Annotated in this window: 23 protein-coding genes; 13 read left to right on the forward strand and 10 right to left on the reverse strand. The window is 39.4% G+C overall.

Translation table 11 applies throughout. The annotated features are described in order from the left end of the window. Positions 1-54: 54 nt before the first annotated feature. The 4 genes from CJ263_RS19160 to CJ263_RS19175 form a co-directional block, all read right to left on the reverse strand. Positions 55-426: a response regulator gene (locus CJ263_RS19160; RefSeq protein ID WP_094998743.1), complete on the reverse strand. Its 372-nt coding sequence runs from the start codon at positions 424-426 to the stop codon at positions 55-57. Next, a complete protein-coding gene (locus CJ263_RS19165) occupies positions 419-1,612 on the reverse strand; it encodes a sensor histidine kinase (protein WP_094998744.1) in 1,194 nt (397 codons plus the stop codon). The genes CJ263_RS19160 and CJ263_RS19165 overlap by 8 nt, the downstream gene beginning before the upstream one ends. Before the next feature lie 304 nt (positions 1,613-1,916). Beyond that, a complete protein-coding gene (locus CJ263_RS19170; protein WP_094998745.1) occupies positions 1,917-2,732 on the reverse strand; it encodes a DUF1853 family protein in 816 nt (271 codons plus the stop codon). Between the two features lie 218 nt (positions 2,733-2,950). After that, a complete protein-coding gene (locus CJ263_RS19175; protein WP_188669472.1) occupies positions 2,951-4,720 on the reverse strand; it encodes a hypothetical protein in 1,770 nt (589 codons plus the stop codon). Positions 4,721-5,074: 354 nt separating this feature from the next. Here CJ263_RS19175 and CJ263_RS19180 point away from each other — a divergent pair, with 354 nt between their 5' ends. From CJ263_RS19180 to CJ263_RS19190, 3 genes are read left to right on the forward strand one after another with little or no spacing between them, the layout of a single operon-like run. Continuing rightward, complete coding sequence (locus CJ263_RS19180; RefSeq protein WP_094998747.1) at positions 5,075-6,235, forward strand: vWA domain-containing protein; 1,161 nt, start codon at positions 5,075-5,077, stop codon at positions 6,233-6,235. A 48-nt stretch (positions 6,236-6,283) separates the two neighbouring features. Then, entirely contained in the window at positions 6,284-6,697 is a 414-nt protein-coding gene (locus CJ263_RS19185; protein ID WP_094998748.1) for a hypothetical protein, read from the forward strand. A 6-nt stretch (positions 6,698-6,703) separates the two neighbouring features. Beyond that, the gene (locus CJ263_RS19190; protein WP_094998749.1) at positions 6,704-8,173 is read left to right on the forward strand and encodes a MoxR family ATPase; all 1,470 of its coding nucleotides are present in this window, start codon (positions 6,704-6,706) and stop codon (positions 8,171-8,173) included. Between the two features lie 56 nt (positions 8,174-8,229). Here the strand turns inward: CJ263_RS19190 and CJ263_RS19195 are convergent, their stop codons facing one another. After that, on the reverse strand, positions 8,230-8,718 hold the full coding sequence (locus CJ263_RS19195; protein WP_094998750.1) for a hypothetical protein: 489 nt from the start codon (positions 8,716-8,718) through the stop codon (positions 8,230-8,232). A 138-nt stretch (positions 8,719-8,856) separates the two neighbouring features. Then, positions 8,857-9,294 carry a hypothetical protein gene (locus CJ263_RS19200; protein ID WP_094998751.1) on the reverse strand — a complete coding sequence of 146 codons (438 nt, stop codon included), beginning with the start codon at positions 9,292-9,294 and terminating at the stop codon, positions 8,857-8,859. An 86-nt stretch (positions 9,295-9,380) separates the two neighbouring features. Here CJ263_RS19200 and truA point away from each other — a divergent pair, with 86 nt between their 5' ends. The 3 genes from truA to CJ263_RS19215 all read left to right on the forward strand — a co-directional run bounded on the left by truA (position 9,381) and on the right by CJ263_RS19215 (position 12,020). Continuing rightward, a complete protein-coding gene (gene truA, locus CJ263_RS19205) occupies positions 9,381-10,166 on the forward strand; it encodes a tRNA pseudouridine(38-40) synthase TruA (RefSeq protein WP_094998752.1) in 786 nt (261 codons plus the stop codon). Between the two features lie 42 nt (positions 10,167-10,208). Beyond that, positions 10,209-11,300, forward strand: a complete 1,092-nt coding sequence (gene corA, locus CJ263_RS19210; protein WP_094998753.1) for a magnesium/cobalt transporter CorA — start codon at positions 10,209-10,211, stop codon at positions 11,298-11,300. Positions 11,301-11,486: 186 nt separating this feature from the next. Further along, positions 11,487-12,020, forward strand: coding sequence for a hypothetical protein (locus CJ263_RS19215; RefSeq protein ID WP_094998754.1), 534 nt, complete (start codon positions 11,487-11,489; stop codon positions 12,018-12,020). 79 nt (positions 12,021-12,099) lie between these two features. Here the strand turns inward: CJ263_RS19215 and cysM are convergent, their stop codons facing one another. Both cysM and epsC read right to left on the reverse strand, forming a co-directional pair. After that, positions 12,100-12,984, reverse strand: a complete 885-nt coding sequence (gene cysM, locus CJ263_RS19220) for a cysteine synthase CysM (RefSeq protein WP_094998755.1) — start codon at positions 12,982-12,984, stop codon at positions 12,100-12,102. Next, positions 12,977-13,768: a serine O-acetyltransferase EpsC gene (gene epsC, locus CJ263_RS19225; protein ID WP_094998756.1), complete on the reverse strand. Its 792-nt coding sequence runs from the start codon at positions 13,766-13,768 to the stop codon at positions 12,977-12,979. Before epsC ends, cysM begins: the two co-directional genes overlap by 8 nt. A gap of 93 nt (positions 13,769-13,861) precedes the next feature. Between epsC and CJ263_RS19230 the strand changes: the two genes are divergently transcribed. Further along, positions 13,862-14,542 carry a DUF2461 domain-containing protein gene (locus CJ263_RS19230; RefSeq protein ID WP_094998757.1) on the forward strand — a complete coding sequence of 227 codons (681 nt, stop codon included), beginning with the start codon at positions 13,862-13,864 and terminating at the stop codon, positions 14,540-14,542. Here CJ263_RS19230 and CJ263_RS19235 read toward each other — a convergent pair. Next, a complete protein-coding gene (locus tag CJ263_RS19235; RefSeq protein ID WP_094998758.1) occupies positions 14,534-14,941 on the reverse strand; it encodes a glyoxalase in 408 nt (135 codons plus the stop codon). The two genes, CJ263_RS19230 and CJ263_RS19235, sit on opposite strands and share 9 nt — an antisense overlap. A gap of 139 nt (positions 14,942-15,080) precedes the next feature. Here CJ263_RS19235 and CJ263_RS19240 point away from each other — a divergent pair, with 139 nt between their 5' ends. Both CJ263_RS19240 and CJ263_RS19245 read left to right on the forward strand, forming a co-directional pair. Continuing rightward, on the forward strand, positions 15,081-15,974 hold the full coding sequence (locus tag CJ263_RS19240; RefSeq protein WP_094998759.1) for a DUF72 domain-containing protein: 894 nt from the start codon (positions 15,081-15,083) through the stop codon (positions 15,972-15,974). Between the two features lie 217 nt (positions 15,975-16,191). Continuing rightward, positions 16,192-16,593: an acyl-CoA thioesterase gene (locus CJ263_RS19245; protein ID WP_094998760.1), complete on the forward strand. Its 402-nt coding sequence runs from the start codon at positions 16,192-16,194 to the stop codon at positions 16,591-16,593. Positions 16,594-16,597: 4 nt separating this feature from the next. On the opposite strand, the gene CJ263_RS19250 is transcribed toward CJ263_RS19245, so the two are convergent. Next, on the reverse strand, positions 16,598-17,881 hold the full coding sequence (locus tag CJ263_RS19250; RefSeq protein WP_094998761.1) for a dipeptidase: 1,284 nt from the start codon (positions 17,879-17,881) through the stop codon (positions 16,598-16,600). Between the two features lie 142 nt (positions 17,882-18,023). Here CJ263_RS19250 and CJ263_RS19255 point away from each other — a divergent pair, with 142 nt between their 5' ends. Genes CJ263_RS19255 through CJ263_RS19270 form a run of 4 tightly spaced genes read left to right on the forward strand, consistent with a single transcriptional unit; the run spans position 18,024 to position 24,076 of the window. Then, entirely contained in the window at positions 18,024-19,799 is a 1,776-nt protein-coding gene (locus CJ263_RS19255; protein WP_094998762.1) for an ATP-binding protein, read from the forward strand. Between the two features lie 2 nt (positions 19,800-19,801). Next, complete coding sequence (locus CJ263_RS19260; RefSeq protein ID WP_094998763.1) at positions 19,802-20,164, forward strand: response regulator; 363 nt, start codon at positions 19,802-19,804, stop codon at positions 20,162-20,164. Between the two features lie 5 nt (positions 20,165-20,169). Then, entirely contained in the window at positions 20,170-22,653 is a 2,484-nt protein-coding gene (locus CJ263_RS19265; protein ID WP_158657205.1) for a HEAT repeat domain-containing protein, read from the forward strand. After that, positions 22,646-24,076 (forward strand): glycosyltransferase family 2 protein, encoded by a 1,431-nt coding sequence (locus CJ263_RS19270; RefSeq protein ID WP_094998765.1) that lies wholly within the window; start codon positions 22,646-22,648, stop codon positions 24,074-24,076. The genes CJ263_RS19265 and CJ263_RS19270 overlap by 8 nt, the downstream gene beginning before the upstream one ends. The last annotated feature ends 1 nt before the right edge of the window (position 24,077 follow it).

Raw genomic sequence — 24,077 nt, forward strand, 5'->3', positions numbered from 1 at the left:
ATGCGGCTTTAAAAAATGGGAATTCCCATACACATTTATTTGGAGAGGTCCCTGTTAACTGGCCAACTTTTGTTGTATAACTTTTATTTTTTCAGAAGTTAGGGGTTTTTCCAAATAAGCTATGACAGAGGGGTAACTTTCAGCTCTTTCCCTATCTTCATTACGGTTGGAAGACGTGAGCATTGCAATTTTTGCGCCCTGGCAAAGTGACCTGGATTCTTTTTCTTGTAAGAATTCCCACCCGTCCATAATGGGCATATTTATGTCTAGAAAAATCAGATCTGGGCAATCCTTTTCAAGAAAATGGAAGGCATCCAGGCCATTCAGTACTTCATGTACCTCTTCCAGTCCTTCTTTCCTCAATGCTATTTTATGTATGAAGTTAGTGGTCTCATCATCTTCAATTAATAGTACTTTACTATTCATGTATGTTGGTTTTAAAATGGATACGGAATAAGGCCCCTAGACCCGGCTTGCTCTCTACTTCAATCTTACCATCATGTGAATCTACGATGGATTTAACGATATACATTCCCACACCCATACCATTTATACCGGTGTGCAATCGCCTAAAGAGTCCAAATATTTTTTCTTTGTACTTGGCAGAATCAAACCCGATGCCATTATCCTTTACACTTAATATTACATTACCTTTCTCTTTGGTAGTTTTCACTTCGAGAATCAAGGGTTTGTTGGGGTCTTTGTACTTGACGGCATTGGTTAGCAGGTTTTGCATAATACTTTTTAAATGCAAGCTTGGATAGTCAATTTCAGGAGCTTCTGAAAAATCCTCGGATATCGTGGCATTGGCTTCATCCAGCTGTTGTGCTATACTTTCCTTAAGTTCAACAAAAATTTGAGCAAAATTTAAACGTTCGTTCTTATAAGCGAGGGTTGCCTTAAAATTAATGATATCATTTAAGGCGTTTACCTTTTTTGACAGAATTTCTACATTCTTTCGCAACTTGCCAAACACTTCTCTATCGTATTCGTCAGTTATAGCATCCACACTTATCATGTTTGATAAAGTAACGATATTGGTCACAGGTGCCTTTAAATCATGGGCGGACACATAGGAAAAATCGGCCAGTTCCTTATTCTTGGATTCAATTTCTTTGGTATACCGTTTTACTTGGGCCATCTGTGTCAACAAGGCTTGATTGGTTTCCTTTAGTTTACGTTCCGCCAGTTTACGCGGTGTAATATCCTTTATAAAGACATGCACCAGAGGTTGTCCATCCAAAATGTATTTACAGGGTGTCGCTTCCGCCTTAAAAACCGAACCATCCTTTCTCTTAAAACTGGTTTCAACACTTAGTTTGGTCACGTGTTTTATTTTCTCCAAAACCTCTCCAGAATGGTCGATTTCATCTTCGGTATGCAAATCAAGAACACTTTTTTCCAAGAGTTCTTTATGGGAATATCCGAACATTTCAACGGCACTATCATTTGCGTTTAGAATGTTCATTTCAATATCGTGCACGAGGATGGGAATTACAGCGTATTTGAATATTTGTTGATAAATATCCCCGTGGCTGTAAAGCTGTTTAAAGTCATTTAGAGGATTGTCCACACTTGGTGTAGGGGCCATCGTTTTTTTCTCTTTCTCCATGCATATTTCATTTAATAACTACGTCCCTTACAAGAATCCGTTTGAAGTTCTTGATAATAAGCTTTCAGACCCGATAATAATAAGCTTCTTAAATTTTGACCTATTACAATAAATGTAAGAAAACTTCCTGTTAATTAAAACGACTAAACATTGAATATTTTGAAAATAGGCGTCAGAGGATTCAAAACTCACCTATTCGGAATAGCCAAAACCAGTTGCTTGCCTACAGTTTGTAACCAGTAAGCTGGTTTTTTTGATAGATTTTAGAAAGTATAAGGCAGTACTAAATATTTAGTACCCAAGATCACCACCATACCACAAAACATTTTTCAAACGTGTCAGTCCCTTTTTTGATCCAGAGCATGGGCGCATTTTGTTTGAGCAGGCGCAGGTTTACCTCCAAGAGGGTTTCGAAATGGGAGGCCCAAGGAACGTCTTCATGGGGTGCCACCACCCATTCCGTTTTATAGGGAATATAGAATTCAAAGGCTTTAAAAATATCAGCTTGTAAATCGGCCAATCTAAGCCAATACCCCGAGATACATTGCGGGTTGAGGGGCCGTATGTTTATGGGGTTGCTATTATAAGGTTCAAATAATTGGGCCTTATAACAGGCCTGGTGGCCAATTTCTTGAGTGGAAATGCCCTGTTCGGCCAGTATTTGCCGCCCAACTTGGGAGTGGAGCAGGGTAAACTGCTCGTTTTTTATTTTTTCCATTTTAGTAAAGAACATGTCCCGCCGGTTGGGACCCATGAGTTGATGTATGGGTTCTGAAATCTTTGGGTCGATGATATAGAACTTATAGGTTAGTTCTACATGAATAAGTTGACCTGTAGTTTTGTTCTTAAAGATATAATCGATTTCCCCAAGGGTCTGTTTTCCCTTGCGTACAGGTAAATTGAACAATAAAATCTCGTAGTCCAAAGAATGATCGAGCAATTGTTTGCACACCTGTTCCATTTGATGGCCCAGACGTAGGTTTTGGGGAATGGGAGTAGGGGTAAAGTCGGACAAATCTACCTGTGGAAACTCAAATTGGCGAATACCGAATTGCGTTTTGGTCCATAGGGGCGGAGTGTTTAGAAATCCGGTGAATTGTCTGGCTAGGTGGGAGGACACGGAGGTTAGTTAAAAGTTTTAAGTTACTCGTTATAAGTGAAAAACTGAAAATGAAAAATGAAAAGTATCAATTAGCAATAAACCAAATTCCAAAATCTCAATTTTCCTATCTCAAATTACAAATTCTAAAAGCAACTGCCAACCACCAACCGCCAACTAACAACCAACCCCCAATAGCCAACCGAGTGCACCCAAATTGCCCAGAAAGGAATTACTATTTAATTATAATTTTCCTTGATTTCTTTAAGAAGGGAAGCGACTACTGCGGTATTGCCTTCATGGTTTCTGCGCATCCAAAAGGAATAGGACCATAACTTTCGGTGGTAAGAGGCCGTGTCGTCCTGCATAATTTCCTGTAAAAAGGGATGTTGGTCCTGTGCGGAAGTTCCATAGGCGCCTGGCTCATAATCCGACGCTATTTTTTGTTGGTTTAGACTATCCGTTAATTGGTAGGCCTTTACCAATAAAAGTTCGTGATCCGGATTTTTCTTAAGGTGGTCATAGCTATGTAGTAAATCGTTTACGGTCCGGTCCAACTTTAAATTTTTGTAGGTGTCCATGTCCACCATATCAAAAAAATGAGCCTTATATAAATTCCAAATAGCGAAAATGTTCTCCGACGACCTATCCACGCGGTAAACGAGGTATGGTATCAATTTACTTTCCAATGATTGGTCTGCAAGTAGGTCCCTGTAATACCCATCATGTCTTTCCTTAGCAGAAACAAAATCCGGCAAGGCCAAATAGATATCGTTAAAATATTTGGTCACAATATCGCCATAATCAGAATCGATATAATTATTGAAATAGTGTTCCTTTTGCCGAACAAAATAATACTGGAGGAAATCCATAATCTTCATTTCAGCCCCACTGCCCCAGGGAATAGGGTCAATTTGGTTGCTGCCCAGAACTTCTTCGACCGAATTCATATGCGTTTTGGGAAAGTCAAAATAGTTCGTTTTGATTTTTTGGTGATAAATTTCCGGTATCCGCTGTGGTAGACCTTGCAAAATGGTTCCATCTATGGCCTTATAGGATTCTGATGGCCTGAGTTCAAAGGGTAATTCCTTGGTCTTATCCGCATTGAACCACGAACCTGAAATACTACCGTCCGCCGAAAAGGTGCCCGTAAAATGGCCAGTAACTTCATTGGTCTCGGGATTGGTTTCCCGCAACTGAACTGACCCATCAGAAACCTCACCATAAATGGATAAGGACCTATTCGTATTTTCATAATGATATTGTCCATGGATGGAACTATCGTAGAGTCTTAGATTTGCCTGAATCGCGTATTTTTCCGCAATCGTGCCGACATAATACCGACTTCCAAAAGTGGCCTCGTTCTTTTCTAGGGCCGCATTCAGAAGCTTCTTGGCAGTTGCCACGATGGTATTGTAATCGTCCGTTCCCAAAGTCCCCGAAGCTGCAATCCGCTTGTCATAAGATGCTCCCGAAAAGGTTTGTTTGCCATTTTTGGGAAACTCGCCCATGTAGGTAAAAGGAACAATGTTTGAATTCCAGGGTATATAGTAGGTGGCCATACAGGTTTGGCCGTCATGGTTAAAACCCTCTATCAATACAACTTCTGAATTTTCATCGAAATAGCACTGATACGACCCATTTAGACCCAAAGCTTCATCGTGCCAAGAGACCAAAGATACCTTGGCATTATGAAAATAGACATCCCCGTAGATATCCCCTGACTCCGCGTAGCGCTGGTAAAGAAAGTTTTTATGGTCCAATTCGGAATAGCGTCCGCAGATTTGTATAAAATGATTCTGAATTTCCCGCAAAGTATTTGTATCAGTGATAATCTCATGCTCCCCTGTAGCTATATTGGAAATCAATTGCGCTTCCTCGGCAAAATTATCCATGGATGAATCCTTCTTTCCATGGGAATTACAGGCATATAGTATACACACTAGTACTAGGGCCACAGCTGACTGAAAAGTGTTCCCGCAACGTATTGATGCTTTCAAAGTAATCATTTTTGAATTTTGGGTAAGTTGAATCCATCTAACGTTATTTGTAGGAAAAGTATTGCTTTTTCTGGAATGTTTTTGAAAATTCAGGCTATTTTAAAACTGTATTACTCCCTTTGTTTATCCAATCTTAAAATCGAGGAAGATCTTTTAACGAGTATAACCAACCAAAAGCAATCGCTATAATAGTTCAGAGTTAAAAGTTTCTAGTTAATAGTTGGTTTACAATTTACAATAGACAATTACTAGAAAACCAAAATCCCAAATCCCAAAAGCCAATAGCTAATCGCCAACAGCCAATCAACGTTAACATTTCCTAAAAAGCATTCACATCACGTTCAAATATGTTAATTTTATAATATGGCTATGAATACAAGAAAAGGATTTCGGTTTGTGCCTTATGAAGCACCGGAACAATCTCCTTTTGAAAAACTATTTGATATTTTTCAGGAACTCATCACCCATACTTCGGGCGATTTTGACGAGGCCATAGATTGGCTACGCGAATTAGATAAGGAGTATGAGCTCACCGATGAGAACTATACCATTGATGACTTTATAGAAGATTTGAAGGCCAAAGGGTACATTCAGGAAGAATTTGAGGACGGCGGCGGTGAAATGGGGGAAGAAGGTGAGAATGGAGAAGGCTCTGGCGGTGGAAATATCTCCATCACGGCAAAAATGGAACGTATAATTCGTCAGCGCGCTTTGGACCAAATCTTCGGAAAACTAAAACGCAGCGGGGCTGGGAATCACAAAACGGGAAAATCTGGACAGGGAGATGAACATACCGGCGATTTCAGGGAATACCGATATGGAGACGGACTGGAACACATTTCCATGACCGAAAGCCTTAAAAATGCCCAGGTGAACCATGGCATAGGTAGTTTTAATTTAAGCGAGGAAGACCTCGTCGTGGAGGATACCCAATACAAGGCACAAATGAGTACCATTCTGATGATCGACATCAGTCACAGTATGATTCTCTATGGGGAAGACAGGATAACCCCGGCGAAAAAGGTGGCCATGGCCTTATCGGAACTCATTACCACCCGATATCCGAAGGATACCTTGGATATTTTGGTCTTTGGGAACGATGCTTGGCCCATTCCCATAAAGGATTTGCCGTATTTGAAAGTCGGTCCCTATCATACGAACACGGTGGCCGGATTGCAATTGGCCATGGATATGCTTCGGCGAAAGCGGAACACGAACAAACAGATTTTTATGATTACCGATGGAAAGCCCAGTTGCCTGCGGCTGCCGGATGGTACCTATTATAAAAACAGCGTAGGCTTGGACGACTATATTGTGGAAAAGTGTTACAATATGGCCCGTCAGGCCCGAAAACTACATATTCCCATTACCACGTTTATGATAGCCCAAGACCCGTATTTAATGCAGTTTATCCGTCATTTTACGGAAGCCAATAAAGGGAAGGCCTTCTTTACCGGATTAAAGGGATTGGGAGAAATGATTTTCGAGGATTATGAAGCAAACAGGAGAAAAAGATTAAAATAGGTACGTAGCTGAACGTAATCGAAACTAGTAAAGCATACTTAAAACAATATGACAGACCACAAGGAGTATTCGGACTTTGACTTTGTAGCGGCTTTTCGGCAGTGTACGTTACTCCCAGGCCAATTCTGTCACGAGGCGCATTTGCGCTTGGCATGGCTCTACCTTGGGGAATTTGGCTTGGACATTACCCTTGTGCGTCTACAAGATGATTTGAAAAAGTATGTGGACTATTGGGGAGCTTCGGATAAGTATAATACAACATTGACCATTGCATCCATCCGTGCGGTACATCATTTTATATTAAAGTCTAAATCCCATACCTTTTTGGAATTCATTGCCGAATTCCCAAGGTTAAAATATCAATTCAAGGAAGTATTGGGGTGTCATTACACCACCGACATCTTTAATTCCGAAACGGCAAAACACGTTTTTCTAGAACCAGAATTACTACCATTTGATTAAAAAAATATGCAATTGAACTATAAAGAAATTACAACTTTAGGAGCCTTAAAAAAGGCAGGATATCAATCTAAAAGTATCAAGGACGAACTCAGGGACAATCTTCGTGAAAGGATAAAAACAGGAGGAGAGAACTTTACCGGGGTTTGGGGCTATGAGGATTCCGTAATCCCGGAACTGGAACGGGCGATTCTCTCGAGACATAATATCAACCTATTGGGATTAAGGGGACAGGCGAAAACACGACTGGCGCGATTGATGGTGAATTTGTTGGACGATTACATTCCCATCGTGGAAGGTTCGGAAATCAATGATGATCCCATGTCACCTATGTCCCGCTACGCCAAGGAATTAATAGCCGAAAAAGGAGATGATACGCCTATTGATTGGTTGCCCAAGACTGAAAGGTTCTATGAGAAACTGGCCACACCGGACGTTACCGTGGCCGATTTAATCGGGGACGTGGACCCAATCAAAGCTGCAAATTTGAAATTGTCCTATGCGGATGATCGAGTAATTCATTTTGGAATGATACCCAGGGCCAATCGCTGTATTTTCGTCATCAATGAATTACCCGATTTACAGGCACGAATTCAAGTTTCACTTTTCAATATTTTGGAAGAGGGAGACATTCAGATTAGAGGTTTTAAACTTCGTCTTCCCTTGGATATACAATTTGTATTTACGGCCAATCCAGAGGATTACACCAATAGAGGGAGTATCGTTACGCCATTGAAGGATAGGATTGGTTCACAAATTTTGACCCATTATCCGGATGATATTGAAACGGCCAGAAAGATTACCGAGCAAGAGGCCAATTTGGATGAACGACAGTCCGATGCGGTGTATGTACCGGATTTGGCCAAGGACTTATTGGAGCAGATCAGTTTTGAGGCTAGGAACAGTGAGTATGTAGATGCCAAGAGTGGGGTTAGTGCCCGTACGAGCATTACCGCTTTCGAGAATTTGTTGAGTACGGCGGAACGAAGGGCCCTATTGACCGGTGCGGACAAAACAGCGGTACGGTTAAGTGATTTTTTAGGGGTGATTCCGGCAATTACCGGTAAAATTGAATTGGTCTATGAAGGCGAACAGGAAGGTGCCGATGTGGTTGCGGAAATCTTGATAGACGAAGCGGTAAAATCCCTATTCTCGGAGTATTTCCCCAAAATTAACAAGCTGCAACGCAAGGATGAGGAAACTCCTTATGATGAACTGTTACATTGGTTTTTTCAGGGCGAAGGTTTTGAATTATTGGACGATTTTACGGATGAGGAATATAAGCGTGCCTTGGATGGCATTCCTGCACTAAATGCTTTGATAAAAACCTATCAGCCCGACTATCCAGAAGAGGATGTCTATTTTCTAAAGGAACTGTTGCTATGGGGTCTGGTTTCCCATAAAAAACTGAACAAGCAACGCTTTGCAGAAGGGTACCAATTCAAGGATCTTTACAGTAGTTTTCTAAAGGATATATAAAAAAATCCCTTCCGTAACGGAAGGGATTTTTTGTTTGGTTGGGTATTATCTCTATACTAAGAATTCCAATTATCTACATGTTGGTTCATATCGTCAAAAACATAGGTCCCCACAATTTCCCTTCGATAACTAAAGGCCAGAAATGTAAGTCCTAGCAACAACGTATACAGTGTCATCATTAATATTCCTATAGGTAAAAATGTGCCCGGAATCAAATGGTTCTCGTAGTCCCCATAGGACAAAAGCGTAATTAAGGTGTCAATAATTTTAAAGAGGTAGACCAAGCTTACCACATAGAGTCCGTATTCCAAATTACGCATGGGAACATCGCTGAGCTCCCGTTCCTTTATTTTAAACCACATCACATATAGAAACACGAGATGTACCAACGAAAGGATGGGGAAAATGTAATTGTCTACCTTAAAAAAGTAGAACTTATTGGTATACAGTCCGTAAAAACTGAACACATTTAACATAAGAATGCTGATCAGGGATAATAAAAGCGTACGCTTCCATGTCAAAATTCTTTTTATGGATTTTAGCATGTTTGGATTGCGGTTATAAATATATTGACTCCTTTCTAAAACGGGCCCAACTTTCTTTTATTCTAAAAATTCGATAAACGGTCTTACAAAATAGGGAAAAAACAACTTTAAAATCCCAACCATAGCAATTTCAACGGTTTATATTAGCCATTGTTTTGCAATTGCCTTGTTGGAGAATAGAATCAGGGCAATGGAAATAACAAGTATCATAACGGACATAACCATGTCGATCATTTCGAATGTTTCAAATGCCTCACTTAAAAAATAATTATAACTCAATTGGCCCAAAAGACCAACTAAGGAAATAACGAATACGGGTTTGGCCCAACGTTTTCGTAATAAAAGAAAAATGCATCCTAATGCGCCACCCCAAACGGCAATCGCAAAAGCACCCGTAACCCAAGCTGGTTGGTTTTCGTAGAGACTTCGTTCCGCTTCGCTCATTGCGGCGAGTACTTCATCGGATATATAGGCCTGTCCAATATAGGCCATTACACCGGCCAAATTCCACAAAAGGGCCAAAACGCTTACGATCCAAAACCACACAGGTGGTTTAACTTTAGTTTCTGTTATCATAATTGTTGGTTTTGATTAGTTGTGATTAAATTACAAAAAAGTTAAACGCCTAGACCAAAACATAAACTTTTTAAAGTAAGTGCAGCATGCAAAGAACCCGATATTATTATCTGATAAGAATCCAATACCTGGGATTTAGATACAGCGGTTGGCAAAAGCAACCCGGGCATAAGACCGTGGAGGGCATGTTGTCCAAAACATTTAAGCATGTTCTTCCCGATACCAAGTTCAAAATCTTAGGCTCTGGCCGGACAGACGCCAAGGTTTCCGCATTGGATGGGGTTTTTGAACTGTTCTTGGAAAATACACCTTTGTCGGATTTGGATGCCTTTCTAGGTGTTTTCAATAGGAATCTTCCTCCGGACATTCGGGTTACTGAAATTAAACCTACCACGGAGGATTTCAATATTATAAAGAACAGCAAATCCAAGGAGTATGTCTATTTGTTTTCCTATGGCGAAAAAAACCACCCTTATTGTGCACCATTTCTTTATAATGTTATTGAGCCTTTGGATATTGAACTTATGCAGGAAGTAGCCCAACTATTTGTGGGGACCTACGACTTTTCTTCTTATACCGCTCGTTTAAAACCCAATACCCAAGTCGTTCGGGCCATTGATTATTGTGAAATTCGAGAAAATACATTCATTACGGCCAATTTTTTGCCTGAAAAAAGTTATGCCATGGTGGTTAGGGGCAAGGGTTTTATGCGATATCAAATACGGATGATGATGGGCGCGTTGATACAAGTGGGCAAGGGAGAACTAGGAAAGCAGGATATTTTGGACTCTTTGAATCCTGAAAAGAAAATAACGCTTACCTCAGTGGCCCCAGGGTCGGGACTTCTTTTGAATGAAGTAGTTTTTGATTGAATCGGCAACAGGCTTTTGGTTATCTTTAAGTAAAGTTTTTACATGGCAAGAAGAAAATTAGGACTACCCAAGCGAAAGAAAAAAGCATCCCGAGTCCAAGGCAAATTAGGTTCGGCCCCTGGAACGGTTAGTTATTTGGGGAACAAGGAAAAATCCGACAGTGAGGTCTTTGTGATTTCCTATGATGAGGAGGAGTCAACTACCAAAACACATCTTAAAGTCGATGAAATCCTAAATTATAGGAAAGGCCCAAAGACTGCTTGGATTAATGTCATCGGAATTACGGACGAGGTTTTTATCGAAGAATTGGGAAAAGGATTCGAACTGAACAATTTGATTTTGGAGGATGCCGTAAATACGGACCAAAGACCAAAAATAGATGAATATGAAGGATATATTTTTGGAGTATTCAAAATGCTGTACCTCAACGAAAATGATGAAATTGTCCCAGAACATATGGCCATGGTCCTTATGGAGAACACCGTGCTGGTCTTTCAAGAAGTAAAGGAAGACGTTTTCCATGGGGTAAGAAATAGGATTGAGGCAAAATCCGGACGTATACGAACTAGGGGAGCGGATTACCTGTTCTTTGCCCTTTTGGATGCGATAATCGATAATTATTTTTTGGTTTTAGAGCAAATAAACCACCGTATTGAACTTTTGGAGGACGAAGTCTATGCCAATCCAAAACCCATAGTGGCCCAGCATATCCAACAATTGAAGAAAGAAGTCCTTAAAATACGTCGTTGGATTTACCCGGTCAAGGAGTTGGTAAGCAGATTGATAGATTCTGAAAGTCCGTTAATTAAGCATGATACCAAATTATTTCTTCGGGATGCCTTGGATCACTCCTTAGAAATCAACGAAAGCCTTCAAATATACAGGGAAATGAGTATGAGCCTTATGGAAATGTATATGAGCAATATGAGCAACAAAATGAACGAGGTCATGAAGGTGCTTACTATAATGGCATCGATTTTTATTCCGTTAACCTTTATTGCCGGAGTTTACGGAATGAACTTTGAAAATATGCCCGAATTGCATTACGAATACGGTTACTATGTAGTATGGGTGGTTATGATTCTTCTCTTTGTAGGGATGCTAATTTATTTTAAAAGAAAGGACTGGCTTTAAACATTTGTTGAACATCCCTCAACTTATGGTCAGAATTGGTTTTGGTTGTTATTTTTATTGAACCAACAAAAGTTAATCGCTTTTGCGTCAGTCATTTGGGTAAATTCAATGTATATTAAAATTAGGAAAGATGTAATGATAAGAGATACATTACATACTATTTATGAATCTTAAAATTTTAGTATAATGAATAAGATAAAGATAATAATGGTCGGTTTACTTTTTGTAAGCGGGGTTGTGTTGGCACAGGAAAATAATTCCGAAGTTTTACAAACCACGACTTCCAAAACCTATAATGTAAACATGGGAGACAAAATGGTAAAGAGATCGGTTGAAATTACCACAGAAAGAGAAAACGCCATTATGCATGATGAAAAGGATGCCGACAAGGTGGATCAGACTAGAATCATGGACAGTGTTGCTACTATTACCAAAACAGTAAAAATAGACAATGATGAAGATGACGCTTTTGACGAAAAAATAGTTTTCAGTTATGAATCGGATGATTCGGAAGACTTTGTTTTGGTAAGCAATGCCGATGAACTCGTTGTTGCTATAGATGAAGGAAGCAGCCTTGAAATACTGGAGAGTATGAACTTGAAATCCAAAGAAACTATGGGAACGAAGGCGACTTATGTTTTCACTGATGAAAGAGGTAAGGAAATTGAGTTTTACGTAGAAGAATACAACAAGGCTTGGGACATGAACGATTCCAAATAAGCAGACTAAATAAATTGCTTGAAAAAGATAAAGGAGCCAAATTAATGGCTCCTTTATTATTTCTGTGAAGGTTGTTGGACTAATCAAATAAATCCGAAGAGAGATATCGGTCTCCCCGGTCGCAGACTATGGAAACAATGACACCGTTATCCAACTGTTCTGCTAGTCTTAAAGCCGCGGTAGCTGCTCCCCCAGAGCTCATACCCGAAAAAATCCCTTCTTCCTTGGCCAAACGTTTGGCCATTTCTATTGCCTCTTTCTCATTCACTTCCATAACCCTATCTACCTTGGAAGCATCGAATATTTTAGGCAAATATTCCTTGGGCCATTTGCGAATTCCCGGGATTTTAGCATTGTCCGAAGGTTGTACGCCTACAATCTGTACCTCTTTATTTTTTTCCTTTAAATAGGTAGAGGTACCCATGATGGTCCCTGTGGTTCCCATAGCAGAAACAAAATGTGTAACTTTTCCTTCGGTATCCTTCCAAATTTCTGGTCCTGTTGTCTTATAATGCGCCTTCCAATTATCATCGTTGGCAAATTGATTGACCATTACAAAACCTTCTTCCTTTACCTTATTTTCCGCATAATCCCGGGCACCTTCTATACCCACATCGGATGGTGTCAGGGTTACTTTTGCGCCATAGGCCCTCATGGTCTGTACTCGTTCCTTGGTAGAATTCTCTGGCATGACCAACTCAATATCCAACCCAAATACGCCCGCAATCATGGCCAAGGCAATCCCGGTATTACCGCTAGTCGCTTCTATAAGTTTGTCAGAAGGCTTTAAGCTGCCGCGCTCCAAGCCGCTTTTGATCATATTAAAGGCAGCACGATCCTTGACACTTCCGCCAGGGTTATGACCCTCCATCTTAAAAAACAATTTCACATTGGGATTTGTATTTAAGACTCGGGATTCTACCAAAGGGGTATTACCTATAAGGTCGATAATCGATTTAGACATCTGTCTGGGTTTTAATTTTTATTTCAGGTGAATGGTATACGGTACTATTGGCAGGAACCGATGCTGTTAACCAAGCATTTCCCCCAATAACACTATTGGCGCCGATTACCGTATCCCCACCCAAAATGGTGGCATTGGCATAGATCGTAACGTTGTTCTCAATGGTAGGGTGTCTTTTGGTCTTTTGTAAATGCTTGGCCACGTAAAGGCCTCCTAGGGTAACTCCTTGATAAATTTTCACATGGTTTTTTATGATAGCGGTCTCACCGATCACAATCCCCGTTCCATGATCAATATGAAATGAATCCCCAATCTGCGCTCCAGGATTGATATCCACACCTGTCTGACGGTGGGCATACTCTGTCATTAATCTAGGTACTAGGGGAAAACCAATGGTATAGAGTTCATGGGCGAGCCGGTAAATCGCAATTGCATAAAAACCGGGATAGGCCATATAAACTTCCTCAATGGACAGTGAGGCCGGGTCACAATTGACCGTGGCTTCGGCATCCAGATTTAATTTTTCCAAAATGCCCGGTAATTTTTCTACATAATTGGCCCAAACTTTTTTACATGGTTTTTGGCACTCCCAACAGGCCAGATTTACCAAATTATCAAATTGGGACTCTAGTTTTTTCAAATTGTCCGCTACCGGTGTTTCAATATCAAATAGGGTGTAGAACAACAAATCCGTAAAAGTTTCCGTGTCTTTTTTAAGACGGAAACGTAAGTTGGGCTGTTTTTTATGAAGGTTGATCTTCTCAACAATGGATAGGTGGCTCATCGGTTTGGTTTATATTTCAAAATTAACCATTAATTTAAAAGGTCTTTCTTGCAAATGGTTAACTTTAGCTTAAAATCACAAAGCATAAGTCGCATGTCTCACCCTATAATTACCGAGAAGACCCTAGAATTTTTAACTGAATTGAAGAATAACAATAACAGGGATTGGTTTGGTGATCACAAAAGTAGATTTACAACCCATAAAAAAGAAGCGAAAGAGTTTTTTCAAGCCGTGATGGAAAAACTAAACACACATGATAAAATAGAGAAACTAAAAGTGTTTAGAATCTATAGGGACATTCGGTTTTCCAAGGACAAGACACCGTATAAATATAATTTCTCCGCATCTTTCACCAGAATGGGTGCCGAAAGAAGGGGTGGTTACTATGTACATATTCAGCCCGAGGGCAGTTTTATCGCCACTGGTTTTTGGAATCCAGAAAAGGAAGATTTATTACGGATCCGGAAGGAGTGGGAGATAGATGCCACCGAAGTCAGGCGAATAATGGAAAACTATGATTTTCAAAAAATATGGGGCCAAATGGAAGGTGAAGAATTGAAAACAGCCCCCAAAGGATTCGATAAAGAGGACCCAAACATTGATTTGATCAGAAAAAAACAATTTATCTTCATTAGAAGATTTTCGGATAAGGAGGTTGTGGACCCGAATTTTTTGGACACCATAAACGATTCCTTTATGGCAATCCGCCCTTACTTTGATTTAATGAGCAACATATTGACCACGAATCTCAATGGAGAGTCCTTACTAGACTAAAACGCCTTCCTCAAAATATTGAATCTGGTCCTGAAGTCTTTTGATGACCATATTCATCATCCTTTTATTCAGGGCCGATGAGTTCTTTATGTACTCCGTATATTCCTCAAAGGTAAATTGGCCAATGATCATCCCCTTTAGGGAATTTCTGAATTTAATGTCCTTTTGAATAGCGTTGGTAATATAGTTTAACCGATTTTCTATGGTTAGACTATAAAATGAGTTTTTCCCCTTTACGATATAATTTTGAAAGGATGCCAGCAGTAAATCGTTCTGAAGTTTAATGATCGGGCGCAATGTCTCATTCTGAAAGCGCTCTTCATCACTCATGTTCGGAAGAATTTTTGCTGAAGGAATTTCTGGACGAATCTGAAGCAACTTTTGGGACCTGTCGTTCATTTTGTGCGGTTTTTATAAAGATAGATATAAACACCAAAGGCTTGGGAACGGAATTTATTAGTTTTTAACGGGGTTATAAACAATGAACCTTTGGATATGCCCTCACCATTATTTATTATTTTTAAGGATAATTTGAACCATGAAATTCGGAAAAACAGACCACCCAGAACTGATAGACTTTAGCTTGCCCAAGGACCATAGGGATACGGAAGTGCTATTAAAAAAGATAGATGACCCAGACACTTTTACCGTTCATATAGGCTGCGCCAAATGGAATAAACAGGATTTGAAAAACTTTTATCCCAAGGGTACGAAGGATGAATTGGCCTATTATTCCAGACAGTTTAATTGTATTGAGTTGAATGCCACTTTCTATCGAATTTTCCCTGCAGAAACGTATCAGAAATGGAAAGAAAAGACCCCTGAAAACTTTATATTTTTTCCTAAGGTAATACAGAACGTAAGTCATTTAAGGCGGTTGAACGACCAAGCTTACCCAGTTTTGGAGTCTTATTTAGAAGTTACATCTCTCCTTGAAGAAAAATTAGGCACCATCTTTTTACAAATGCACAATAATTTTAGCCCAAAGGACTGGAACAGGGTGGTATACTTTGTAGAAAATTGGCCCAAGGAATTTAGGCTTGCCATGGAATTTAGACATACGGATTGGTTCAATGAGGAAAGTGTGGCACAAGAACTTTATCATTTGTTGGAGGAGAACAATATTGCCAATACTCTGGTGGATACCGCCGGAAGAAGGGATATAATGCATATGAGGCTTACCAATGATGAAGCTTTCATTCGCTTTGTAGGGGCAAATCATAAGAGTGATTATTCAAGATTGGACGACTGGATTGAACGATTGGATACGTGGAAGTCCATGGGGCTAAAGAAAATAAATTTCTTTGTACATCAAAATATGGAATTGGAATCTCCTTTGTTATCCGCCTATTTCATTAAGCAAATCAACTCAAAATTAGGATGTAACCTAAAGATTCCCAATACTTTGATTGATCCACCTTCACTATTTTAAAACAACGACGCCACCTTTGTCATAACAAAGCGTTAAAAAACGGGAAATACCTTCTGGGTAAACTAATGTAAAGCTAAATTTTACCCTGCTATTTTGAGAATAATGAAGTCTGCCTAACCCTCTTTTTAGATGTTCATAAATCCGATTGTTAAATAAAAAAAGGATAATTGAAACCTTTTTTTTTCGTTTTAATTTTGTGCAATAAAATCAAAATACAATGAGATTCCATACTAGAAAATTAGTGAAGCCGGAGGATTTGAATTCTAACGGAACTTTATTTGGTGGAAAGGTATTGGCTTGGATCGATGAGGAAGCCGCCCTATATAGTATCATACAATTGGAGAATAGCAAGATAGTCACCAAATACATGTCGGAAATCAATTTCATGAGCGCTGCCAAACAGGGAGACGTTGTAGAAATAGGAATTCAGGTCGTAAAATTTGGTAAAACCTCCTTAACACTTAATTGTGAAGTCCGTAATAAAATGAACCACGAAACTATTGTTACTGTGGACAACATCATTATGGTAAACCTGGGAGAAAATGGCAAACCTGCCCCACATGGTAAAACCAAAGTGGAATTCGTAAAGGACAGATTAGCGGCTTCGGAAATGTCTTAATCCTTTAGGACATACTTTTGGCGATGTCCTGAACCTCGTCCAACACACGAAGAAGGTTTCCGCTCCATAATTTTGCAATTTCCTCTTCCGTATACCCACGCTTAACAAGTTCCAAGGTAACATTAAAGGTCTCCGAAGCATCTGACCAACCTTCTATGCCGCCACCGCCATCAAAATCGGAGCTAATACCTACATGATCGATTCCGATTAATTTGACCATATAGTCTATGTGATCCACAAAATCGGATACGTTCACAGGCTCAGGGGCATCCTTTCTTCCTTCGGCCACGGTTTGTCCCAGTTTGGTAACTTTAGGGTAATTTTCCATAAATGCTTCTTTTTGGGCATCTGTCAGACTTCGGAATTGGGAACGTTCAAACCATTCAATCCCCAAGGAATCGGCCACCTGTTGGTATATGTTTTTCATGTACTCGGCCCTGGCGTTATGCTTTTCCGTATTGAGGTAAGAACTAAAGGCTACGGTCTGTACCACGCCCCCATTGTCTTTCATCAAAAGCAACTGCTCATCGTCCAGATTCCGGCTATGGTCACATAATGCCCTAGCGGATGAATGAGAGGCGATTATCGGTGCTTTTGAAAGCGATATCATTTGTTTCATAGCTTCTTTGGACGGATGCGAGACATCTATCATTATTCCAAGTCTATTCATCTCTTTTACAGCCTGTTTACCCAAATCACTTAAACCATTATGTAACCACACGGAATCCCTTTCCCCCGTATTGGAATCGCTAAATTGGCTATGCCCATTGTGCGCTAAGGAAATATATCTGGCGCCTAAATCATGGTAACGTTCAAACTCCGACAAATCTTCGCCCATGGGATAGGCGTTCTCAACCCCGATCATGGCCACTTTTTTTCCTTCTGAATGAATTCTTCTTACATCATCTGGAGTAAGGGCAAGGTTAATTTTATCCGGGGCTATTTCCTCGCAAAGTCTATGGATGGCATCAAATTTGGCCATGGCATTTTCCTTTCCTTTTGCATACCCTTCCGGGGTTAGGGTATCTTGGCCCGTATATACGATTAACCAAGCCACATCCAGACCACCCTCTTCCATATTGGGCAGGTTTACTTGTGTTTCCAACTTTTGAGTGTAGTTGATGCTATCTGTAAAATTGGCCACATTAATGTCGTCATGGGTATCCAGGGTAATGACCTTTTCATGGATTCTTAAGGCTTTTTGTTCAATGGATTCCGTGACTTGTGACTCCTTTTCTTTACAGGCAACAATTGCCAAAATGCTTAAAATATAGGTGTATCGCTTCATTCTGTAGAAATTAATACCTACAAATAAAGGCTATTCACAACAAAAAAAGAAGCCTAGGGAACATTTAATTGTGGGTAGAACTCTAATGGGGCATTTTAGTGCCTGATAATAATAACTAAGCCTAAAAAATACCAACCAGTTCATGAACGGAGTAAAAACAGAAAATTTACAGAATCAGTTAAAGCATTTGGAATCAACATTATCCAGCTTTTCATTTGAATCCCTAAATGCAACTGAGGCAATTACGCTTAAAAGTTCATTTAAGGCATTTAAAGGCCTTATGGAGGCCAAAATATACAATCCTGAAATGCCATTGGATATGGATGCAACACATAAAGTTTCCAATGAAGTAAAAGAGGAGGGGAATGTCTTATCCAAAGAAACAAGTTTTATTGCCCACATCAGTCATGAAATACGTACACCCCTAAATGGTATTATAGGTTTCACCAATCTTTTGAGGGAGGATAATCTGAACGAGAGTCAAACCAAAAAAGTTAATGCTATCCATATAGCCTCCCAAAATTTGTTGGAGATTATCAACGAAGTATTGGAATACTCCAAATTATCCTCTGGGATAGAGGATTTTATAGAGATTGACTTCAATTTATCCGGCCTGATCAATGATGTTGTTTTTTTATGTCAAACATTGTTGGTAGACCGTAAAATAGACCTACAATTAAAAATTGACAAAAGAATACCCGCAACCTTAATAGGTGATCCTTCAAAATTATCCCAAATTCTGTTGAACCTTCTTGGGAACTCGATAAAATTTGTGGAAAAAGGGTTTATTCGACTCGAAATATTTTTAAAAGATGTTAGTCAGGACCAACATATTATTGAATTTATTGTAAAGGACTCCGGTATAGGTATTTCAGAAGAACAATTGAAGGGAATTTTTCAATGCTTTAAACAAGTTGACCCATACACATCCTCAAAATATGGAGGAACGGGGCTTGGCCTATGCATCGTAAAGAAACTGGTTGAAAAACAAGGTGGCGAAATTTCCGCGGAAAGTGAATTGGGTTCAGGGTCTACATTTACCTTCACCATTCCCTATAAGAAAGGAGTTTCAAGGAATATTCCCAAACAAACCCTAGGTACCATAAATATTCTAAAAGGAAAGGAATTATTGAATGGTACCAAGATTTTGGTATTTGAGGATAATCATATGAATCAGCACTTGATCAAAGAGCAATTGCAAAAATGGGGTTGTAAAATATATGTAACCTCTGATGCGGACAAAGGTATGGGCATCTTAAAAACCCAGACCGTTGATTTGATCTTAATGGACTTGAGGATGCCAGGTTTAAATGGTTTTCAAATCTCCCGATTGATTCGAGAAGACAGGCAAATTGGAGAAATACCAATAATAGCCGTGAGTGCCGATTTTACAGCACAAGATGAAGAAAATTGTATTGCCTCTGGAATCAATGATTTTTTGTTGAAACCCTACACTTTGGATGAATTATTAAAAAAACTCCTGAAGGCCAAGAAGCAAACACCTCTTTCTATGGATAGCAAAGTTTTGTTAGGTACGGAAATAATTACAGGAAAACCGAACGCAATTTTGGATTTGGAAAGCGTGTTGGAAGATTGTTGCGGTGAAGTGGACGTTTTGGAGGAACTAATACGATTATTCAAGCAAAATGTATACGAGTTTATTGGTTCAGTAAAAATAAATCTCAAGCAGGGCACTTTTCATGAAATAGGTTTTGCTGCACATAAGCTCAAGGCAGGTCTTAAAATGTTAAAACTGGAGAAGCTAGCAAGTTTAATGGTGAATATGCAACAATCTGGTGAAGCAGGGGAGGAACTTAAGTTGCGCTCTATGTTTCAGGATTTTCTAACCCAATACCCGAAATATGAAAGGGAAATAGACAAGGCTTTTGCCAAGATAAAGAATGAAAAAGGAAAATAACTATGGAGGTACTATTGGCAGATGATGATGATTTATTGGCTTCCCTATTGAGTTTTCGGCTTAAAAAGGGAGGGTATAAGGTGCGCCATACTTGCAATGGAAAGGAAGTGATAGAGTATCTAGAAACACATGAACCGGATTTCATCGTAAGCGATATCATGATGCCCTATTTTTCAGGAATAGAATTGATCAATTATGTTAGAAATGACCTTTCGTTAAATACACCAATTATCATTATTTCCTCCGCAGGGAACGAAGAAAACGTATTAAGCGCCTTTGAAATGGGTGCGAACGATTTTATAACGAAACCTTTCAGTCCCACGGAACTCTTGGTGCGATTGGAACGTGAACTTAAGAAAACTTAAAAAATTTGTCAATAGTCCCCCAGACGTATAACATAACGACGCTTATTACAAGCCCCAAAATCCCAACGGATTTTCTATGGGGTTTGTCCGCTTTTTTTGTAGGCCTGGCTATGGTATACTTTGTATCTGTCTTTTATTTTAGAAACAGGATTACGAAGGAGGCCCAAAAAATCAAGGAAAAGAAAAAGGAGCTATCTCCCATAGTCAGTGAATTTCTTTTCTATGATGAAAATGGGGACAAGATTGAAAAAATAAATTATATAGGGCTCAAAATTGAGGTAAGGGAATTGATAAAAAGTCCGTTCGACCGCAAGGTACTAACCGAAATTTTGATGGATTTACGAAAGGATGTTTCCGGCACTACAAGAAATGAACTTTTTCATATTTATCAGGATTTAGGGCTACACGAGGATGCCTTCAAAAAACTAAAAAGTTGGCGTTGGGAAGTTATTTCCAAAGGAATATTCGAGCTTACGCAGATGCACGTAGAAGAAGCCTACAAGCCTATTACTCGTTTTATAAACGATAAACGCCCAACGGTTCGAAAACAAGCTGAAATTGCCGTGGTCACCCTTAATAGGGAAGGGATAATCTACTTTTTGGACCATACCACTTACAGAATCTCCGAGTGGCAACAATTGAAACTTTTAGATGTAGTAAGAAACAAGGAGGATTATTTGGCACCGCCTTTTAGGTTATGGTTGACCTCCAAGAATAACTATGTGGTCCTTTTTGCCCTTAGGCTCATAAAACATTACAATCAAAATGACGCCAATATTTCCCTCATTACCTTGATTAAACATAAGAGTAATCAGATAAAGCGTGAAGCCATACATTGTATTAAGGAATTTTATGTTACGGAAGCCCTACCTGTTTTAAAACAGACTTTTGGGAGCAATAACACGGACATTAAAATGCATATTCTGGATACGATAGCGGAAATTGGAAGTGATGAGGATATTCCTTTTTTGCAATCCATTTCTGAAAGCAACGATACCTTTATGGTCAAAAATAAAGCGGTTAGGGCCATAAATACCATTAGTCCAGAATCCATACTTCCCACTAAAGATATTGAACCCTTGTCTGGGTTAAATAATTCTGAAAACCTAGAAAATGGATTTGTTGCGAAAGATGTCGAAAGTAACAATCAGGGGGAATTGACCCATGATAGTCATATCAAGGAATTAAGCTCGGTAGAAAGGAATTCTTCGGATGAAAATTTTGAAGACATATCAGATGACTATCATAGTCCTTTGGAAACTGAATCTGTAAAAGACCTTGAAATAGATGAAGTAGAAGGCATTGAAAAGGATAGCTCTGTAGTGTTGACTGAGACTGAAATTGCATTTTTACCATACATAGTCGACTCTGAAACAGAAAGGCTTGATGATTCAGGGGTTATAGAAAAATCGCTTAATGAAATTATTGTTGATTTTGAGGTGGTAAAAGCCGAAAAAATTACCCCTTTATTGGATTTTAACTTTCTTCCATTGGTCATTGAAGGTCAAAACGAAAGAAAAAAAGATGTACTGGAATTTCCTGTAATCTATGAAGAGGTCATTGCCATCCAAAAGGAAGACTCATTGAATATAGGGGATCTAGAGGTATTCTATGAAGAGATAATACCTGTCCAATCAACGGATCTAAATAAAGATATCGATTTTGATTTGCTTGATTTTTCAGAAATCAATCCTTCGGAAGTAATAGGGAAGGGGGATACAAATATGCAAGCTGATGAAGGCGACTACATGCAGTGGCCAATCGATTTTGAGGTTAAATTTTCAGATGATGAAAATCATCAAGAAAAGAACTTTGAAGAGCAGCTTTCCCATCCGGACATATCCTCGGACCTCATAATTCCTAAGCCAAAATTTCATGAAGATTTGGATACTATGGCTTTGTTAGAAAATATTGAAGAATTGGGGGATGAAAGGGAGATTCCTTTTCTGCGCTCCATGATGGAGACCGAAACCTCGCCCGATATTTTGGAAAAAATTAAAGATATTCTTGATCATTTTATTTCAAAATATAGTTCCAAGGAGGCTCCGAAAAAGGGTGAAACAGAAAAGGGATACAGTGTTTTCGAGGAATTGATCATTAAGGGGGATTTGGAGTCCAAACTATTTTTGTTGAACCAAATCGCGGAACTAGGTGATACCAAGGAACTTTATTTGTTGAATGTATTGGTTTCCGACGAGAATAAGACTATTAGTGAAACTGCAGCGCAAGTCCTTAAGGTGTTGAAAAAACGATTGGAGGATGATGCCATGGAATTAGTGGACCAAAATATTGACTCCTCCGTTTCCATTGAAGAATTGATAAAAAAGGATTATCCGGATTTCTTTACGTTGAATTTTGAACCCAGTGGAAATTCTGAGTTTCCAGAAAAAAAAGAAGTTCCTGCTCGTATGAATTCTTCGGAAAAAGGAACCTTGTTTGACCACCTGTGCAATATGTCCACCAAATTTTACAACAAGAAGAATGGCTAACGGTTTCCTGGACATACTAATGGAGTATATAAACATCGTCTTCTTTGTATTTACGGTGGTGCTATTTACTATGTTTACCTTAATGGGATACTTGTCCACAAGGAACTCCATTCACTATCGGAATAAAAATAGTTTTGGGGATATGTCCAAGCTCATGGCCTCCCCATTGGCTCCTAGTATTACTATTATCGCTCCAGCATATAATGAAGGGCTTACCATTGTTGAAAATATACGATCGCTCATGTCGCTACGATATGTGAATTATGAGGTCATGGTGGTCAACGATGGAAGTAAGGATGATACCTTACAGAAAATGATCGATGCCTACGACCTAGTGAAAATAGATCAGGAAATAGATCCGGATTGGAGGAACAAGCCCATCCGTGGTATCTATAAGTCTCCTCATAAAGCATTTTCCAAATTAACGGTAATTGATAAGGAAAATGGTGGAAAATCCGATGCATTGAATACGGGTATGGCCCTGTCAACCAATCAGTATGTTGGGTGCATAGATGTGGATTGTCTTTTGCTTCCGGACGCTTTGTTGCATGTTGTAAAATCATTTTTTCAACGCTCTGAAAAAAAGGTTATCGCCGTAGGAGGGGTAATTCGGGTGGCTAATTCCTGTATTATTCAGGGTGGCCAATTGGAGGAAATTCGCCTTCCGACCAATTGGTTGGCCCGTTTCCAATTATTGGAATACACCCGATCGTTTATTTTGGGAAGAATGGCCTGGGGAAGGATCGATAGCCTGTTGATTATCTCCGGTGCCTTTGGTTTCTTCGATCGTGAAATCGCTCTGGAAGTAGGGGGATATGATACCAATACGGTTGGAGAGGATATGGAAATAGTGTTTAAGATGAGGCGCTATATGCATGAACGTAAACTACCATATACCGTTGAATATATCCCCGATCCCTTATGCTGGACCGAAGTCCCCGAAGATCGAAAGATTCTGGTGAATCAAAGAGATCGTTGGGCCAGGGGTAATCTGGAAACATTGTTTAAACATAAGGATATGTTCTTTAACCCCAAGTTTGGTAGGTTGGGGATGTTAAGTTATCCCTATTGGTTCTTTTACGAATGGTTGGCTCCCCTGTTGGAGTTTTTCGGCTTTTTTACAATTATTCTATTTTATTGGTTGGGAATTTTGAATTGGGATTTCTTTTTGGCCATTACAGCAACGGTTTATGTGTTTTCGATCATGTTTTCCTTTTACGCCATTCTTTGGGATGTTTATTCTTATAACGAATACAAAAAAACCAAGGACATACTCATTTTGATGCTGTGTGCCATTATAGAGCCCATTACCTTCCATCCATTGGTGGTATGGTCCGCGGTCCGCGGAAACTATAAAAAATTGTTCAAAATTAAATCAGGGTGGGGCTCACAGGTCCGTAAAGGATTCGCAAAAGCTAGTTAAC

Origin of the sequence: Maribacter cobaltidurans, from assembly GCF_002269385.1 — a bacterium.
Classification (GTDB): domain Bacteria; phylum Bacteroidota; class Bacteroidia; order Flavobacteriales; family Flavobacteriaceae; genus Maribacter; species Maribacter cobaltidurans.